We start from the raw sequence: 18,040 nt of genomic DNA, 5'->3' as shown, positions 1-18,040 counted from the left end.
CGTCACCGAGGAGCCACTCGTGAGGGTCCGGCGGCTCGCCGCCCTCCTCGCCGTATTGCTGGGGCTGGTGGTGCTGGCCTTCATGCTGGGCAGCCTTCCGCAGACCGGGACCGGTCCGACGGGCGCCGGCCCGGCAGCACCCTCCCAAAGTACCTCTGCGTCCCGGACCCCGGCGGCCGTCGCCAACCCCTCGGGGCTGCCGGAGATCAAGGCTTCGGAGCTGCCCCCCGAGGCCCGGCAGACCCTCGATCTGATCACCAGGGGCGGCCCATACCCGTATTCCCGGGATAATGTCCCGTTCGGGAATTTCGAACGGATCCTCCCGCGGAAAGCCTCCGGGTATTACCGGGAATTCACTGTGCGCACCCCGGGGGAGTCGGACCGGGGCGCCCGCCGGATCGTGGCCGGGGAAGCCGGCGAAAAATACTACACAGACGATCACTACCAATCGTTCAAATTCATCGCCGAAGGCAAGTAGGGGACCATGAAGATTTTTTCCGCCGATACCTGGACCCTCGAGGAATTGCGGGCGCAGGTCCACGACGCCGGCCGCAGGGCCCTCGTGATCCCCGCCGCGGACTCCAAGAAAGCCGTTCTCGAGACCTTCGGCGAGGCCCTGGACTTCCCCGAGCACTACGGCGTGAACCTCGACGCCCTCAACGACTCGCTGCACGACTTCGCCGACGCCGTGGCCGAGGACGGCCAGCGGCCGGTCACCGTCATCTGGCAGGTTCCCGCCGTCTTCCGCGGCGACCGATCCTTCGGCATCGTCTGCGAAATCCTCCAGGACACCGAACGCTACGCCGGCAAGGACCTCGCCGTCATCGTGGTCTGCCTCTAGGCGTTGACGATCAGGCCCAGTTCCGCCTTGGACGCGAGCCCCTCGTGCTTCGGCAGCACCCGGACGGTGTAGCCGAAGGAACCGGAACGGTCGATCACGAGGTTGCCGCTGAACAGGTACCGCCCCTTGCCGAGGTCCTCGACGGACTTCAGCTCCGCCACGGTCACGTCGGCGAGTTCGTCGCTGTCCTCGGCGCGGCCGTAGGCCACCTCGACCGACACGTCCTGCGGCGGCAGCGAATGGAGCGCCACGTAGGCGTTCACCTGCAGGTCGTCGCCGATCTGTGGGTCCTCGGACACGCCCACCGAATCCACGTGTTCCACCTGGATCTGGGGCCACGCGGCACGGATCCGCGAGCACCAGGCGGCGAGGGCCTTCGCCTCGGCAAAGTTGTCCGCCGAGGCGTGCCGCCCGGAGATCGCGGCGGGCCGGTAGAGGACGTTGACGTAGTCCTGGAGCATCCGGTCCGCGGACACGGCCGGCCCCAGGTGCGCCATCGTGTGCTTGATCATCGAGACCCAGTGCGTGGGGACCTTCTGCGGCCCGGACTGCGAGGGGCCCGCGGCGCCCGCGCCGTCGGAGACCGTGAGGCCGTAGAACTTCGGCGCCACCTGGGTTTCCAGCAGTTCGTACAACGCCGCTGCCTCGATGTCGTCCCGCTCCTCGGGGGACGCGTCGTTGTTGGCCGTCGGGATGGCCCAGCCGTTCTCGCCGTCGTACATCTCGTCCCACCAGCCGTCCAGCACGGAGAGGTTGAGCGAGCCGTTGAGGGCGGCCTTCATTCCCGAGGTGCCGCAGGCCTCCAGCGGGCGGAGCGGGTTGTTGAGCCAGACATCGCAGCCCGGGAACAGGGTCCGGGCCATGGCGATGTCGTAGTTGGGCAGGAAGGCAATCCGGTGCCGGACCTCGGGGTCGTCGGTGAAGCGGACTAGGTCCTGGATCATCTTCTTGCCGGCGTCGTCGGCCGGGTGGGACTTGCCCGCGATCACCAGCTGGATCGGGTGGGTCTTGTGCAGCAGCAGGGCCTTGAGCCGCTCCGGGTCCCGCAGCATCAGCGTCAGTCGCTTGTAGGTGGGCACGCGGCGGGCGAAGCCGATGGTCAGGATGTCCGGATCCAGCACCGAGTCGGTCCAGGACAACTCGGCGTCGGCCGCCCCGCGCTTCTTCCAGGCGGCCCGAAGACGGCGGCGGACGTCCTCGACCAGGGACACGCGCATGTCGCGGCGGAGCGCCCACAGCGCCTCGTCGCTGACGTTGTAGGCCAGGTCCCAGCGGCCCTCGGTCTCGGCGTCGGAGCCGAACTGCTCGCGGGCCAGCTGCGTTACCCGGGGGTCCACCCAAGTGGGCACGTGGACGCCGTTGGTGACCGAGGTGATGGGCACCTCCGAGTGGTCGAAGCCCGGCCAGAGCGCGGAGAACATGCCGCGGGAGACGACGCCGTGCAGCTTCGCGACGCCATTGGCGCGCTGGGCCAGCCGCAGCCCCATCACGGCCATGTTGAAGACAAACGGGTTGCCGTCGGCGAAGTCCTCCCGGCCCAGGTCGAGGATCTTCGCGATGGGGACATCCGGGGCCAGCCCGGCGGTGAAGAAGTGCTCGATCTGCGAGGTCTCAAAGCGGTCGATGCCGGCCGGAACCGGGGTGTGGGTGGTGAACACGGTGGAGGCGCGGCCCGCAGTCAGGGCTTCGTCCCAGCTCAGCGGGTTGTCCCCGGACATCAGCTCCTGGATGCGCTCGATGCCAAGGAAGCCGGCGTGGCCTTCGTTCGTGTGGAACACCTCCGGCGCAGGGGCTCCCGTCAGCCGCTGGTAGGCCCGCAGCGCCTTGACCCCACCCATGCCCAGCAGGAGCTCCTGCTGGAGCCGGTGGTCGCCGCCGCCGCCGTAGAGACGGTCGGTTATGCCGCGCGCAGCGTCGTCGTTGCCGGCCACATTGGAATCCAGCAGCAGCAGCGGGACGCGCCCGACGTCGGCCCGCCACACGTGTGCCAGCAGCCGGCGTCCGTGGGGGAGCGGGAGCGAAATCTGGATGGGCCGGCCGTTGCCGTCCGGAGAGGCCTCGCGGAGCAGGGTCAGCGGCAGGCCGTCCGGGTCGAGGACGGGGTAGGTCTCCTGCTGCCAGGCATCGCGGGACAGCGACTGCTTGAAGTAGCCGGCTTGGTAGAGCAGGCCGACGCCGATCAGCGGGACGCCGAGGTCCGAGGCCGCTTTCAGGTGGTCGCCGGCCAGGATGCCGAGGCCGCCGGAGTACTGCGGCAGGACTTCGGTGATTCCGAACTCGGGGGAGAAGTACGCAATGCAGCGGGGCGCGTCCTCGCCCAGGCTCTGGTACCAGCGGGGCTGTTCCAGGTAATGGTCCAGGTCCGCGGCCGCGGCATGGACGCGGCGGACGACCTCTTGGTCCGCGGCGAGGCGCTGCAGCTCCTCCCGGCTGACCAAGCCCAGGAAGGTCACCGGATCGTGCGCGCTCTTGGCCCAGATCGCCGGGTTCAGCTGCTCGAAGAGCTCCCTGGTGGGCACGTGCCACGACCAGCGAAGGTTGGTGGCGAGCCGCGCCAAAGGCCGGATCGATTCAGGAAGAACAGTTCGGACGGTAAATCTGCGGATAGCCTTCACCAGCGAAACACTAACGGACAACTTAGGGCCCCGGAACAGCTTTGGGTTTCTTTCCGGTAAATGTCGGATTGCCGTCAGGACTCGCTGGAAAAAACTGAGCAGCCTTAGCATTCTGCGCGATTTGTAGATAACGTCGAGGCTGTGACGACTAACTCGCGAACCAGTGCCGTGTCCAAGCAAAAGCCGAAGGCCCTGATCACGGAGGGGCTGAAATTCGGCAGGTTTCCGATCACTGCCGTACAGCCTGCGGTCGAGGGCGGAAAGTTCCCCGCCAAGGCCGTCGTGGGCGAGAGCATCGTCGTCGGAGCCACCGCCTTCCGGGAGGGCCACGACATGCTCGGCGTCAGCGCCGTGCTCCTTGACCCGCGCGGAAAAGAGCGGCAGCGCGTCCGGCTGGCCCCGCCGCGGGGGAACCGCGGCAAGGGCACCGACCGCTGGGAAGGCCTGCTCACGCCGTCGGGAACCGGCCAGTGGTCGTTCGTCATCGAGGCCTGGCACGACCGCTACGGCACCTGGCACCACAACGCCGAGGTCAAGGTTGAGGCGGGCATCGACGTCGACCTGATGCTGGCCGAGGGCGCCGCCCTGCTGACCGAGGCCTCCGAGGACGCCGCCCGCCCCTCCGCGGACCGGCGCACGCTGCGGATCGCCGTCGTGGGCCTGTCCGACGGCTCAAAAACCCCGGAAGAGCGCCTCGCCGCCGGCTTCAGCGCCGAGGTGGCCGCCGTCGTTGCACGCCAGCCGATCCGGGAACTGGTGACCGTTTCCGAGCCTTACCCGCTGCTGGTGGAGCGCGAACTGGCCGGCCGCGGCGCCTGGTACGAGTTCTTCCCCCGCTCCGAGGGCGCTGTCCGCAACCACGAAACCGGCGAATGGACCTCGGGGACGTTCCGCACCGCCGCGCAGCGCCTCGACGCCGTGGCCGCGATGGGCTTCGACATCATCTACATGCCGCCGATCCACCCGATCGGCACCCAGCACCGCAAGGGCCCGAACAACACCCTGCTGGCCGGACCGCACGACCCGGGATCGCCGTGGGCGATCGGGGCGAAGGAGGGCGGCCACGACGCCATCCACCCGGACCTTGGGACCTTCGAGGACTTTGACGCATTCGTGGCGCGCGCCGGCGAGCTGGGCCTGGAGGTGGCCTTGGACCTTGCGCTGCAGGCCGCCCCGGACCACCCCTGGGTGCAGAGCCACCCCGAGTGGTTCACCACCCGCGTGGACGGCAGCATCGCGTACGCCGAAAACCCGCCGAAAAAGTACCAGGACATCTTCCCGCTCAACTTCGACAACGACCCCGCCGGCCTGTCCAACGAGATCCTGCGGATCGTCCTGCTCTGGGTCAGCCACGGTGTGAAGATCTTCCGCGTGGACAACCCGCATACCAAACCGGTGTGGTTCTGGGAATGGCTGATCGCCAAGGTCAACAAGAAGCACCCCGACGTCGTCTTCCTCGCCGAGGCGTTCACCCGGCCGGCCATGATGCACGCCCTGGGCCGCGCCGGCTTCCAGCAGTCCTACACCTACTTCACGTGGCGCAACACCAAGGAGGAGCTGGAGGAGTACTTCCAGGAGGTCAGCCACGAATCCCCGGCGTACTTCCGTCCGAACTTCTTCGTCAACACCCCGGACATCCTCACCGAGTACCTGCAGTTCGGCGGACCGGCGGCGTTCAAGATCCGGGCCGCCCTGGCCGCCACGGCCAGCCCGATCTGGGGCGTCTATGCCGGCTACGAGCTCTACGAGCACGTCGCCCGGCCCGGGGCCGAGGAATACATTGACAACGAGAAGTTCGAGTACAAGGCCCGCGACTGGGACGCGGCCACGGAATCCGGCCGCACCCTGGCCCCGTACCTGACCCGGCTCAACGAGATCCGGCACTCCCACCCCGCCCTCGGCGACCTGCAGAACCTGACCCTGCACTCCAGCACCGACGGCGCCACGGTTGTGTACTCGAAACACAAGACCCTCCCGGACGGCACCAAGGACACCCTGATCATCGTGGTCAACGTGGATCCGCACAGCACCAGGGAAAGCACGGTGTCCCTGGACCTGGCCGCCCTTGAGCTGGACCCGGACAACCTGACGCACAACGGCGGCTTCATCGTCGAAGACCTGCTGACCGGCGAAAGCTGGGAATGGGGCGAGTACAACTACGTACGCCTTGACGCACACGTCGAACCCGCCCACATCCTGAACATCCGGAGGTAGCGCCAGTGAGTTTCAGCCCGAGCAACCCCAACCAGCACTTCACCCCGAAGGGATCGTTCGAACTGAACGCGCCCGGCCTCCAGCACGACCCGCATTGGTACCGGAAGGCGGTCTTTTACGAGGTCCTGGTCCGGGGTTTCGCGGACGGGAACGGGGACGGATCCGGCGACTTCCACGGCCTGATCGACAAACTGGACTACCTGCAGTGGCTCGGCGTCGACTGCCTCTGGCTGCCGCCCTTCTTCCAGTCCCCGCTGCGCGACGGCGGCTACGACATCTCCGACTACAACTCCGTGCTGGACGAATTCGGCACCATCAGCGACTTCAAGCGGCTTGTCGCCGAGGCCCACGCCCGCGGCGTCCGGGTCATCATCGACCTGCCGCTGAACCACACCTCGGACCAGCACCCCTGGTTCCAGGAGTCGCGCAAGGACCCGGACGGCCCGTTCGGCGACTTCTACGTGTGGAGTGACACGGACGAGAAATACCAGGACGCCCGCATCATCTTCGTGGACACGGAGGAGTCCAACTGGACCTTCGACCCGATCCGCCGCCAGTTCTTCTGGCACCGCTTCTTCAGCCACCAGCCGGACCTGAACTTCGAGAACCCCAAGGTGATCGACGCCCTCTTCGACGTCGTGCGGTTCTGGCTGGACCAGGGCATTGACGGCTTCCGCGCCGACGCCATCCCGTACCTCTTCGAGGAGGAAGGCACCAACTGCGAGAACCTGCCCGCCACCCACGAGTTCCTGCGCCAGTTGCGCCGGATGGTCGACGAGAGCTACCCGGGACGAGTGATCATCGCCGAAGCCAACCAGCCGCCCGCCGAAGTGGTGGAGTACTTCGGCACCGAAGAGGAACCGGAATGCCACATGGCCTTCCACTTCCCAATCATGCCGCGGCTGTACTACGCGCTGCGGGACCAGAAGGCCGCCCCGATCATCGAGACCATGAAGGACACCCCGGACATTCCCGAGGGCGCACAGTGGGGCACCTTCCTGCGCAACCACGACGAGCTGACCCTGGAAATGGTCACCGCGGACGAACGCGCCGCAATGCTCGGCTGGTACGCACCGGATCCGCGCATGCGAGCCAACATCGGCATCCGCCGCCGGCTGGCCCCGCTGCTGGATAACTCCCGCTCCGAAATCGAACTCATCAACGCCCTGCTGCTCTCGCTGCCGGGGAGCCCGTTCCTGTACTACGGCGACGAGATCGGCATGGGCGACAACATCTGGCTCGAAGACCGCGACGCGGTCCGCACCCCGATGCAGTGGAACCCGGACCGCAACGCCGGGTTCTCGCATGCGGACCCGGGCAAGCTCTACCTCCCGGTGATCCAGTCGCTGGTCTATAACTACAGCATGGCCAATGTCGAAGCGGAGGCGGCGCACTCCGGCTCGCTGCTGCGCTGGACCCGGCAGATCCTGAGCGTGCGCAAGAACCACCCCGCCTTCGGGCTCGGCTCCTTCCAGCACGTCGAGGCGGACCACGACGTCGTCCTTTCCTACCTGCGCGAGCTCCCGGCGGGCAACGCCGCCGGCGAGGACCCCGAAACCATCCTCTGCGCCTTCAACCTGTCCCAGCACCCGGTGGCGACCACGCTGAAGGTGCCGCAGTACGCCGGCCGAGGCCTCCGCGACGTCTTTGGTGGCCAGGCGTTCCCCGCCATCTCCGACGACGGAACGCTGACACTCACCCTGGGCAGCCACGATTTCTTCTGGCTGCGGATCCGCTCATCCGCGTCCAACCCGGCCTCGCCGCACACCCAGGCGATGCCTATCCTGTCCATCGAAGGCTGAAATGACCCGACCCACTCTGTCCCCCGCGCTCGACGCGCTGCTCCGCAGCTGGCTGCCGCGCCAGCGCTGGTTCCCCGTCAAAAGCGCGCACTTCAGCTTCGAACCAGCAGGCCGCGTGCGTCTCGGCGGCGGCGCGGATGCCGGACGGCCGGAGGACGGCGTCGGCCTGGAGGTGCTGCTGCTCGCCGTGACGTATCCGACGGCGGACGGCAACCGTACCGACGTCGTCCAGGTTCCGCTCAGTTTCCGTGCGCTGCCGCTGGCCGGCGCCGGAGCCGCCCTGCTGGGGGAGATCCCCGGGGCCGGTGCGGACCCGGACCGCGGCTGGATCTACGACGGCGTCCACGACCCGGCGTTCGTTGCAGCTTGGCTGGACCTGATGCGGACCCGCGCGGCCACGCCTGACGGCACGGCCGCCGGCCACCTGGTGGAGTCGGGCTACCGGCTGCCCTTCGCCACCGGCAAGGTCCGGGTGCTCTCCGGCGAGCAGTCCAACAGTTCGGTGATCGTCGACGACGGCGACTCTGCGGCGATCCTCAAATTCTTCCGGGTGCTGTCCGCGGGGCAGAACCCCGAGGTCGAGATCGGCGCGGCACTGACCGCGGGCCGTACAGGGGAGGTTCCGGCCACCCTGGGCTGGGTCACCGGGGAATGGGAAGTCCCGGGCGACGGCACCGTCGGCGCCACGGAGGGCACTGGCCCGGCCGGCGGCGGGCGCTCTGCCCGCGGCGAGCTCGCCGTCGCGCACGAATTCCTGGCCGGCGGCCTGGACGCCTGGCGTCTCGCCGTCGATGCGGCCAGCACCGGAACCGACTTCACCGCGGAGGCCCGCGCCCTCGGCGTCGCCACGGCCACGGTGCACCGCCGCCTGGCCGAGGCGCTGGGAACCGCCGCCGAGGGAGTGCCTGGCGGGGACATCGCGCCCGGCGTCGCCCAGCGGGTCCGGCAGTCCTGGGCGGAAGCCGGAGCCGCCGTCGGACCCTTTGACGACGAACTGGAAGCCCTGCTGGCGCGGCTCGAAGGCAGCAGCGCTGGCCCCCTGCAGCGGATCCACGGCGACCTGCACCTTGGCCAGATCCTGCAGGTTCCCGGCGCCGCGGGAATGCCGCCGCGCTGGGCGATCCTGGACTTCGAGGGTGAGCCGCTGCGGCCGATCTCCGAACGTAATTTTCCGGACGTGCCGCTGCGCGACGTCGTCGGCATGCTGCGCTCCTTTGACTACGCCGCCGGCGCGGCGGTCCGCGAGTACGACGATGCCGTTGTCCCCGCCGACTGGGTGGATGACTGCGCCGAGGCCTTCCTGGCCGGCTACGCGGAAGTCACGCCCGGCACCATCGACCGCGACTCGCCCCTGTTCGTGGCGTTGTGGCTCGACAAAGCACTTTACGAAGTGGTCTACGAACTCCGGAACAGGCCCGACTGGCTCGCCATCCCGGTGAACGCATCCCGTCGTCTCCTCGGTAGTACAGGCTCCGGCGCTCCCGCCGAAGCCGCAGCGGAAGGTATCAAAATGACAGGTCCAGCACGTACCGAACGACCCGGCGTACCGCTCCCCGTGGACGCCGAGACCCTTGCGCGGGTCGCAGCCGGCGAGCACCATGCGCCGCACTCAGTCCTCGGCGCCCACCTCGACGATTACGGCCACGTCACCATCCGCACCGTGAAGCACCTGGCCGAAGCCGTCTCCGTGGTGACCTCGGCCGGCAGCTTCCCGATGTCGCATGAATCCGGCGGCGTGTGGGTAGCAGTGCTGGAGCCCGTCGATGAGGGGCATGTGCCGGACTACCGGCTCGAGGTCAGCTATGAGGGCCGGGAGCCGCAGGCGGCGGATGAGCCCTACCGCTACCTTCCGACGGTGGGGGAAATCGACCTGCACCTGATCGGTGAGGGCCGCCACGAGCGACTCTGGGATGTGCTGGGCGCCCATGTGCGGCACTACAAGTCCGCCCTCGGCGACGTCGACGGCGTGTCCTTCGCGGTGTGGGCCCCGAACGCCCAGGCCGTGCGGGTGAAGGGCGACTTCAACGGCTGGGACGGCCGCGAATTTTCCATGCGCTCGCTCGGGTCCTCAGGCATCTGGGAGCTGTTCATTCCCGGCGTTGTGGCAGGGGCGTGCTACAAGTTTGAAATCAAGACCAAGTACGGCCACTGGGTGGAAAAGGCCGATCCGCTGGCCTTCGGCACGGAAATTCCGCCGCTGACGGCGTCCCGCGTCGTGGAGCCGTCCTACGCCTTCAAGGACGACGAGTGGATGAAGGCCCGCGCGGCCCGGGATCCGCACAACGCCCCGATGAGCGTCTACGAAGTGCACCTGGGATCCTGGCGGGTCGGGCTGGACTACCGCCAGCTGGCCAAGGAACTGGTCGAATACGTGAAGTGGCTTGGCTTCACCCACGTTGAATTCATGCCGGTCGCCGAGCACCCCTTCGGCGGATCCTGGGGTTACCAGGTCACGTCCTACTTCGCGCCGACCTCGCGTTTCGGGCACCCGGACGAGTTCCGGCACCTCGTGGACGAACTGCACCAGGCGGGTATCGGCGTGCTGCTGGACTGGGTCCCGGCCCACTTCCCCAAGGACGAGTGGGCGCTTGCCCGCTTCGACGGGGATCCGCTGTACGAGCACTCGGACCCGAACCTGGGCGAACACCCCGACTGGGGCACCCTGATCTTCGACTTCGGCCGCAGCGAGGTCCGCAACTTCCTGGTCGCCAACGCGCTCTACTGGCTCGACGAATTCCACATCGACGGCCTCCGCGTCGACGCGGTGGCCTCGATGCTGTACCTCGACTACTCCCGCGAGGAGGGCCAGTGGCAGCCGAACCGCTTCGGCGGCCGCGAAAACCTCGAGGCGATCTCCTTCCTGCAGGAGGTCAACGCCACGGTCTACAAAACGCACCCGGGCGCGGTCATGATCGCCGAGGAGTCCACCGCGTTCCCCGGCGTCACCGCCCCCACCAGCCAGGGCGGCCTGGGCTTCGGGATCAAATGGAACATGGGCTGGATGCACGACTCGCTCAAGTACATGGCCGAGGACCCGTACAACCGCAAATGGCACCACGGCACCATCACCTTCTCGATGGTCTACGCCTACACGGAGAACTTCCTGCTCCCGATCAGCCACGACGAGGTGGTGCACGGCAAGGGCTCGATGCTGCGCAAGATGCCCGGCGACCGCTGGCAGCAGCTTGCCAACCTGCGGGCCTTCCTGGCCTACCAGTGGGCGCACCCCGGCAAGCAGCTGATCTTCATGGGCACCGAGTTTGGCCAGGAGGCGGAATGGTCCGAACAGCACGGCCTGGACTGGTGGCTGGCGGACATCCCCGCGCACCGCGGCGTGCAGCTCCTGACCAAGGACCTCAACGAGCTCTACAGCTCCACGCCGGCCCTGTACCAACGGGACAACGATCCCGACGGCTTCCAGTGGATCAACGGCGGCGACGCCGACCGGAACGTGCTGACGTTCATCCGCCGGGACGCCGCCGGCAACCCGCTGGTCTGCGCCCTGAACTTCTCCGGTGCCCCGCACCAGGAGTTCCGCTTGGGTGTTCCGGCCGCGGGGCAGTGGGAGGAAGTTTTGAACACCGACGCCGCTGCCTACGGCGGTTCGGGGGTCCTGAACGAAGGCGTGCTGACGGCATCCTCCGACGGCATCGACGGGCAGCTGGCCACCCTCACCCTGACGCTGCCCCCGCTGGGCGCCGCGTACTTCAGGGCGCTGGGCTAGGAGCTTCCCTGGACGAGCGCGGCTGACGCTCCAGGCAGGAGAGCGCCCGGGCGGGAGTCGGGGAAGGGCCCGGAATCCTTGTGATTCCGGGCTTTTCCTTGCCCTCCGGCGGGCCCCGATTGAGGGGGAGAGGAGGGTGCCCTGGAGCGGCTTTGTCAGCTGGCCCAAGTGGTGGTAGAGTTTATTTCCGCGCTGCTCCCCGGAGTTGATCCGCTAAGAAGACCAAGAAGCCTATGGCAAGACTGAGTCGGAACGCTGATTTGACTAGGGTGAAGCGGCCCGGTAAGTTTGAAAAGTTGCTCCGGAGCGATCCTCGACTGGTTTTGTGGTTGTGGTGGTGCCGGGTGTGTCTGTTGTTTGAGAACTCAATAGTGTGCCAAGTTTGTTGATACCAATTTTTTGTATTGAATTGGTTGATTGTGCCGGATCCGCCACCCCGTGGATGGGTCCGGTGTTTTTAGCTGGTTTCAAATTTTGTGCATTGTGTGTATCCCGTTTTCCCGGGGGCGCATGGTGTGTCTGTTTTACTTCAACGGAGAGTTTGATCCTGGCTCAGGATGAACGCTGGCGGCGTGCTTAACACATGCAAGTCGAACGATGATCCCAGCTTGCTGGGGGATTAGTGGCGAACGGGTGAGTAACACGTGAGTAACCTGCCCTTAACTCTGGGATAAGCCTGGGAAACTGGGTCTAATACCGGATATGACTCCTCATCGCATGGTGGGGGGTGGAAAGCTTTTTTGTGGTTTTGGATGGACTCGCGGCCTATCAGCTTGTTGGTGAGGTAATGGCTCACCAAGGCGACGACGGGTAGCCGGCCTGAGAGGGTGACCGGCCACACTGGGACTGAGACACGGCCCAGACTCCTACGGGAGGCAGCAGTGGGGAATATTGCACAATGGGCGCAAGCCTGATGCAGCGACGCCGCGTGAGGGATGACGGCCTTCGGGTTGTAAACCTCTTTCAGTAGGGAAGAAGCGAAAGTGACGGTACCTGCAGAAGAAGCGCCGGCTAACTACGTGCCAGCAGCCGCGGTAATACGTAGGGCGCAAGCGTTATCCGGAATTATTGGGCGTAAAGAGCTCGTAGGCGGTTTGTCGCGTCTGCCGTGAAAGTCCGGGGCTCAACTCCGGATCTGCGGTGGGTACGGGCAGACTAGAGTGATGTAGGGGAGACTGGAATTCCTGGTGTAGCGGTGAAATGCGCAGATATCAGGAGGAACACCGATGGCGAAGGCAGGTCTCTGGGCATTAACTGACGCTGAGGAGCGAAAGCATGGGGAGCGAACAGGATTAGATACCCTGGTAGTCCATGCCGTAAACGTTGGGCACTAGGTGTGGGGGACATTCCACGTTTTCCGCGCCGTAGCTAACGCATTAAGTGCCCCGCCTGGGGAGTACGGCCGCAAGGCTAAAACTCAAAGGAATTGACGGGGGCCCGCACAAGCGGCGGAGCATGCGGATTAATTCGATGCAACGCGAAGAACCTTACCAAGGCTTGACATGGACCGGACCGGGCTGGAAACAGTCCTTCCCCTTTGGGGCCGGTTCACAGGTGGTGCATGGTTGTCGTCAGCTCGTGTCGTGAGATGTTGGGTTAAGTCCCGCAACGAGCGCAACCCTCGTTCCATGTTGCCAGCGCGTAATGGCGGGGACTCATGGGAGACTGCCGGGGTCAACTCGGAGGAAGGTGGGGACGACGTCAAATCATCATGCCCCTTATGTCTTGGGCTTCACGCATGCTACAATGGCCGGTACAAAGGGTTGCGATACTGTGAGGTGGAGCTAATCCCAAAAAGCCGGTCTCAGTTCGGATTGGGGTCTGCAACTCGACCCCATGAAGTCGGAGTCGCTAGTAATCGCAGATCAGCAACGCTGCGGTGAATACGTTCCCGGGCCTTGTACACACCGCCCGTCAAGTCACGAAAGTTGGTAACACCCGAAGCCGGTGGCCTAACCCCTTGTGGGAGGGAGCTGTCGAAGGTGGGACTGGCGATTGGGACTAAGTCGTAACAAGGTAGCCGTACCGGAAGGTGCGGCTGGATCACCTCCTTTCTAAGGAGCACCTACAATCACCGTGCCGGGCGTTATGCCTGTGTGTCGGGGTTGTCAGGAGTACGCCCGTTGCGCAGACGTAAGTTCTGCGGCGGGTGCTCACGGGTGGAATATCAACGAATAGGTGCCTGGCGGCACAGGCCGGCAGCAAGTACGGATGGGTCCTTTCGGGGTCCCTGTCCTGGAACGCTCGCCGGAATGAACCGTTGGGTAGTGTTTGGCACACTGTTGGGTCCTGAGACAACAGGACCGGGAGGGTTTTCCTTTCCGGGGCTTGTGTTTCTGGTTTCCTGGCTGCACCGAGCGCGCATGTGATGTGTGTGGGGTGTGTGGTACGGGGTTGTTGTTTGAGAACTACATAGTGGACGCGAGCATCTTTTATAAGAAGCAATTTCCAAGAATATGAACCTGGATCTGTCCTTGCGCCTTTGGGTGTGGGGGTGGTTTCTGTGGTTCTCTCGAAATTACTCCTTGATCTTTTGTGGTCAAGTTTTTAAGAGCACACGGTGGATGCCTTGGCATTAGGAGCCGAAGAAGGACGTAGGAATCTGCGATAAGCCTGGGGGAGTCGATAACCGGACTGTGATCCCAGGGTGTCCGAATGGGGAAACCCCGCCAGACGCGCGAGTGATCTGGTGACCCGCATCTGAACACATAGGGTGCGTGGAGGGAACGCGGGGAAGTGAAACATCTCAGTACCCGCAGGAAGAGAAAACAATAGTGATTCCGTCAGTAGTGGCGAGCGAACGCGGATCAGGCTAAACCGTTCCATGTGTGATAGCCGGCGGGCGTTGCATGGTCGGGGTTGTGGGACTTTCCGTTCTGTCTCTGCCGGGACAGTGGGGTGAGAGCATGTGCATAGGTGAACGGTCTTGAAAGGCCGGCCAGAGAGGGTGTGAGCCCCGTAACCGAAATGTAGTGTGCCGCCTGGGAAGTATCCCAAGTAGCACGGGGCCCGAGAAATCCCGTGCGAATCTGTCAGGACCACCTGATAAGCCTAAATACTCCCTAATGACCGATAGCGGACCAGTACCGTGAGGGAAAGGTGAAAAGTACCCCGGGAGGGGAGTGAAACAGTACCTGAAACCGTGTGCTTACAATCCGTCGGAGCCTCCGCAGCTTGCTGTGTAGGGGTGACGGCGTGCCTTTTGAAGAATGAGCCTGCGAGTTAGTGTTACGTCGCGAGGTTAACCCGTGTGGGGAAGCCGTAGCGAAAGCGAGTCTGAACAGGGCGTTGCAGTGGCGTGATCTAGACCCGAAGCGAAGTGATCTACCCATGGCCAGGTTGAAGCGACGGTAAGACGTCGTGGAGGACCGAACCCACTTCAGTTGAAAATGGAGGGGATGAGCTGTGGGTAGGGGTGAAAGGCCAATCAAACTTCGTGATAGCTGGTTCTCCCCGAAATGCATTTAGGTGCAGCGTTGCGTGTTTCTTACCGGAGGTAGAGCTACTGGATGGCTAATGGGCCCTACAAGGTTACTGACGTCAGCCAAACTCCGAATGCCGGTAAGTGAGAGCGCAGCAGTGAGACTGTGGGGGATAAGCTTCATAGTCGAGAGGGAAACAGCCCAGACCACCAACTAAGGCCCCTAAGCGTGTGCTAAGTGGGAAAGGATGTGGAGTTGCGAAGACAACCAGGAGGTTGGCTTAGAAGCAGCCATCCTTAAAAGAGTGCGTAATAGCTCACTGGTCAAGTGATTCCGCGCCGACAATGTAGCGGGGCTCAAGTACACCGCCGAAGTTGTGGCATTCAGATATTAGCTAAGCCCTTGTGGTTCAGGCGTCTGGATGGGTAGGGGAGCGTCGTGTGGGCAGTGAAGTCGCGGTGGAAACCAGCGGTGGAGCCTACACGAGTGAGAATGCAGGCATGAGTAGCGAAAGACGGGTGAGAAACCCGTCCGCCGAATGATCAAGGGTTCCAGGGTCAAGCTAATCTGCCCTGGGTAAGTCGGGACCTAAGGCGAGGCCGACAGGCGTAGTCGATGGACAACGGGTTGATATTCCCGTACCGGCGAAAAACCGCCCATGCTGAACAGGGGATACTAACCGCCCGAGACCTGCCCGACACCCCTTGTGGGTGAAGGGTTTTGGTGGAGCGCGGGACCTGATCCTGGGAGGCAAGCGTATTAACAGGTGTGACGCAGGAAGGTAGCCGAGCCGGGCGATGGTTGTCCCGGTCTAAGGATGTAGGGCGAACGGTAGGCAAATCCGCCGTTCATGATGCCTGAGACCCGACGGGACCCCCGTATGGGGGGATTCGGTGATCCTATGCTGCCTAGAAAAGCATCGACGCGAGGTTTTAGCCGCCCGTACCCCAAACCGACACAGGTGATCAGGTAGAGAATACTAAGGCGATCGAGAGAATTATGGTTAAGGAACTCGGCAAAATGCCCCCGTAACTTCGGGAGAAGGGGGGCCCCTATCGTGATGGACACTAGCTGTCCGGAGCGTGCAGGGGCCGCAGAGACCAGGGGGAAGCGACTGTTTACTAAAAACACAGGTCCGTGCGAAGTCGCAAGACGATGTATACGGACTGACTCCTGCCCGGTGCTGGAAGGTTAAGAGGACCGGTTAGCCGCAAGGCGAAGCTGAGAATTTAAGCCCCAGTAAACGGCGGTGGTAACTATAACCATCCTAAGGTAGCGAAATTCCTTGTCGGGTAAGTTCCGACCTGCACGAATGGAGTAACGACTTCCCCGCTGTCTCAACCATAAACTCGGCGAAATTGCAGTACGAGTAAAGATGCTCGTTACGCGCAGCAGGACGGAAAGACCCCGAGACCTTTACTATAGTTTGGTATTGGTGTTCGGAGTGGCTTGTGTAGGATAGGTGGGAGACGTTGAAGCCCGGACGCCAGTTCGGGTGGAGTCATCGTTGAAATACCACTCTGGTCACTTTGGACATCTAACTTCGGCCCGTAATCCGGGTCAGGGACAGTGCCTGATGGGTAGTTTAACTGGGGCGGTTGCCTCCTAAAAAGTAACGGAGGCGCCCAAAGGTTCCCTCAGCCTGGTTGGCAATCAGGTGTCGAGTGTAAGTGCACAAGGGAGCTTGACTGTGAGAGAGACATCTCGAGCAGGGACGAAAGTCGGGACTAGTGATCCGGCGGTACATTGTGGAATGGCCGTCGCTCAACGGATAAAAGGTACCTCGGGGATAACAGGCTGATCTTGCCCAAGAGTCCATATCGACGGCATGGTTTGGCACCTCGATGTCGGCTCGTCGCATCCTGGGGCTGGAGTAGGTCCCAAGGGTTGGGCTGTTCGCCCATTAAAGCGGTACGCGAGCTGGGTTTAGAACGTCGTGAGACAGTTCGGTCCCTATCCGCTGCGCGCGCAGGAAATTTGAGAAGGGCTGTCCTTAGTACGAGAGGACCGGGACGGACGAACCTCTGGTGTGTCAGTTGTACTGCCAAGTGCACCGCTGATTAGCTACGTTCGGATGGGATAACCGCTGAAAGCATCTAAGCGGGAAGCTCGCTTCGAGATGAGATTTCCATACACCTTGTGTGTGAGAGGCCCCCAGCCAGACCACTGGGTTGATAGGCCGGATGTGGAAGCGAGGACTAACGACTCGTGAAGCTGACCGGTACTAATAGGCCGATAACTTACACCACACACCCCCTTCCGTGAACGGATTCAAAAGACGTTCACACCATGGAAGAGGGTACAAAGAAACAAGACTGCTTGCGTCCACTATGTGGTTCCCAAACAACAAACCCGCCACGGGCACGTTGCTTGACGGAACCAACAACAAAATAACAACACCACACTGCCCCCAGGGGCAGGAAGTTGTAACCACCAGATTTCCCACCCCGGGAACGGCTCTCACAGCCCCCAGGGTGCGGACACAGGGTTACGGCGGTCATAGCGTGGGGGAAACGCCCGGTCCCATTCCGAACCCGGAAGCTAAGACCCACAGCGCCGATGGTACTGCACCCGGGAGGGTGTGGGAGAGTAGGTCACCGCCGGACATACATTAGGTCGAGAGCCTCCAACCACCAGGTTGGAGGCTCTCCCCCTTTAACACCCAAAACGTCTTTCCGCAGAATCGGAGCCGGCAGAACCCCGCCAGAGCTGCGGGAGCGTCGGGAGTGGCGCTGGCAGCCAGGGCGGAGGGCTTGGCCTTGTAGAGTTGGTGCCCATGGATAACCTCTTCAGCCACGCCGCGGCAGCCCCGGAACCCGAGCCGGCAGGAGGCCTCGAGCCGGTGGTCTGCACCGTCGTCGTCCCCGGCGCGGTCGCGAGGGCCTTTGTCGGGTTTACCGAGCACACGCATCTCTGGTGGCCGCTCGAGGACCACAGTGTGTACGGAACGGGCTCCTATGTGGAGTTCGAGGAGAACCTGATTCTTGAAACGGCGGACGACGGCCGGACCGCCATCTGGGGCACGATCGATGACTGGCAGCCCCCGCTGTCCTTCCACGCCAGCTGGCACCCCGGCACACAAGCCCTGTGGTCCACCGAGCTGCGCGTCGCGTTCCGGGCCGTGGAGGGTGGCACGGAGCTGCGCCTGGTGCAGAGTGGCTGGGAGGGCGCTCAGGACCCGGCCGCCACGCGTGCGGAGTACCAGGCGGGCTGGCCCGGCGTGCTGCAGAGGTTCGTCCGCTTCATGGGCGGACAGGTGCCGGAACTCCTGTAACGCGGCGCTCCAGCCCGGTTCATGGCGGTGAAGCTTACCGGGCCCCGGCGGTCAGCTGAGTTTAGGCCGTTTGCGCGCTGCCGGAACCACACGACGGAGGGGTAACCGGGCTGGAACGGCATTGCCCGCCATCCTGGAAGCCTGGAGT

The 18,040-nt window shown here is 64.0% G+C and carries 7 protein-coding genes and 3 rRNA genes; 9 read left to right on the top strand and 1 reads right to left on the bottom strand.

All coding sequences use genetic code 11. The features are described from left to right. Positions 1-19 precede the first annotated feature (19 nt). Both ACZ5Z0_RS06480 and ACZ5Z0_RS06475 read left to right on the top strand, forming a co-directional pair. Positions 20-478 carry a guanyl-specific ribonuclease gene (locus ACZ5Z0_RS06480; protein WP_464110384.1) on the top strand — a complete coding sequence of 153 codons (459 nt, stop codon included), beginning with the start codon at positions 20-22 and terminating at the stop codon, positions 476-478. Positions 479-484: 6 nt separating this feature from the next. After that, positions 485-841, top strand: a complete 357-nt coding sequence (locus tag ACZ5Z0_RS06475; RefSeq protein ID WP_464110383.1) for a barstar family protein — start codon at positions 485-487, stop codon at positions 839-841. Here ACZ5Z0_RS06475 and glgP read toward each other — a convergent pair. Beyond that, positions 838-3,456 carry an alpha-glucan family phosphorylase gene (gene glgP / locus ACZ5Z0_RS06470; protein ID WP_464110382.1) on the bottom strand — a complete coding sequence of 873 codons (2,619 nt, stop codon included), beginning with the start codon at positions 3,454-3,456 and terminating at the stop codon, positions 838-840. The two genes, ACZ5Z0_RS06475 and glgP, sit on opposite strands and share 4 nt — an antisense overlap. Positions 3,457-3,597: 141 nt before the next feature. Between glgP and ACZ5Z0_RS06465 the strand changes: the two genes are divergently transcribed. From ACZ5Z0_RS06465 to ACZ5Z0_RS06435, 7 genes are all read left to right on the top strand, one after another. After that, the gene (locus ACZ5Z0_RS06465; RefSeq protein WP_464110381.1) at positions 3,598-5,670 is read left to right on the top strand and encodes an alpha-1,4-glucan--maltose-1-phosphate maltosyltransferase; all 2,073 of its coding nucleotides are present in this window, start codon (positions 3,598-3,600) and stop codon (positions 5,668-5,670) included. Between the two features lie 5 nt (positions 5,671-5,675). Next, positions 5,676-7,472: a maltose alpha-D-glucosyltransferase gene (gene treS, locus ACZ5Z0_RS06460; protein ID WP_138767407.1), complete on the top strand. Its 1,797-nt coding sequence runs from the start codon at positions 5,676-5,678 to the stop codon at positions 7,470-7,472. Position 7,473: 1 nt separating this feature from the next. Next, positions 7,474-11,196 carry a 1,4-alpha-glucan branching enzyme gene (locus tag ACZ5Z0_RS06455; RefSeq protein ID WP_464110380.1) on the top strand — a complete coding sequence of 1,241 codons (3,723 nt, stop codon included), beginning with the start codon at positions 7,474-7,476 and terminating at the stop codon, positions 11,194-11,196. Between the two features lie 529 nt (positions 11,197-11,725). Continuing rightward, positions 11,726-13,250 (top strand): 16S ribosomal RNA (locus ACZ5Z0_RS06450). Positions 13,251-13,733: 483 nt separating this feature from the next. Further along, positions 13,734-16,867 (top strand): 23S ribosomal RNA (locus ACZ5Z0_RS06445). Between the two features lie 240 nt (positions 16,868-17,107). Next, positions 17,108-17,224, top strand: a 5S ribosomal RNA gene (gene rrf / locus ACZ5Z0_RS06440). Together the 16S, 23S and 5S rRNA genes form the textbook arrangement of a ribosomal RNA operon. Positions 17,225-17,394: 170 nt before the next feature. After that, the gene (locus ACZ5Z0_RS06435) at positions 17,395-17,892 is read left to right on the top strand and encodes an SRPBCC domain-containing protein (protein ID WP_464110379.1); all 498 of its coding nucleotides are present in this window, start codon (positions 17,395-17,397) and stop codon (positions 17,890-17,892) included. Positions 17,893-18,040: the final 148 nt, after the last annotated feature.

The sequence above is a fragment of the Arthrobacter sp. T2-23 genome (genome assembly GCF_055398325.1).
This window is presented reverse-complemented; position numbering and strand designations above follow the sequence as displayed.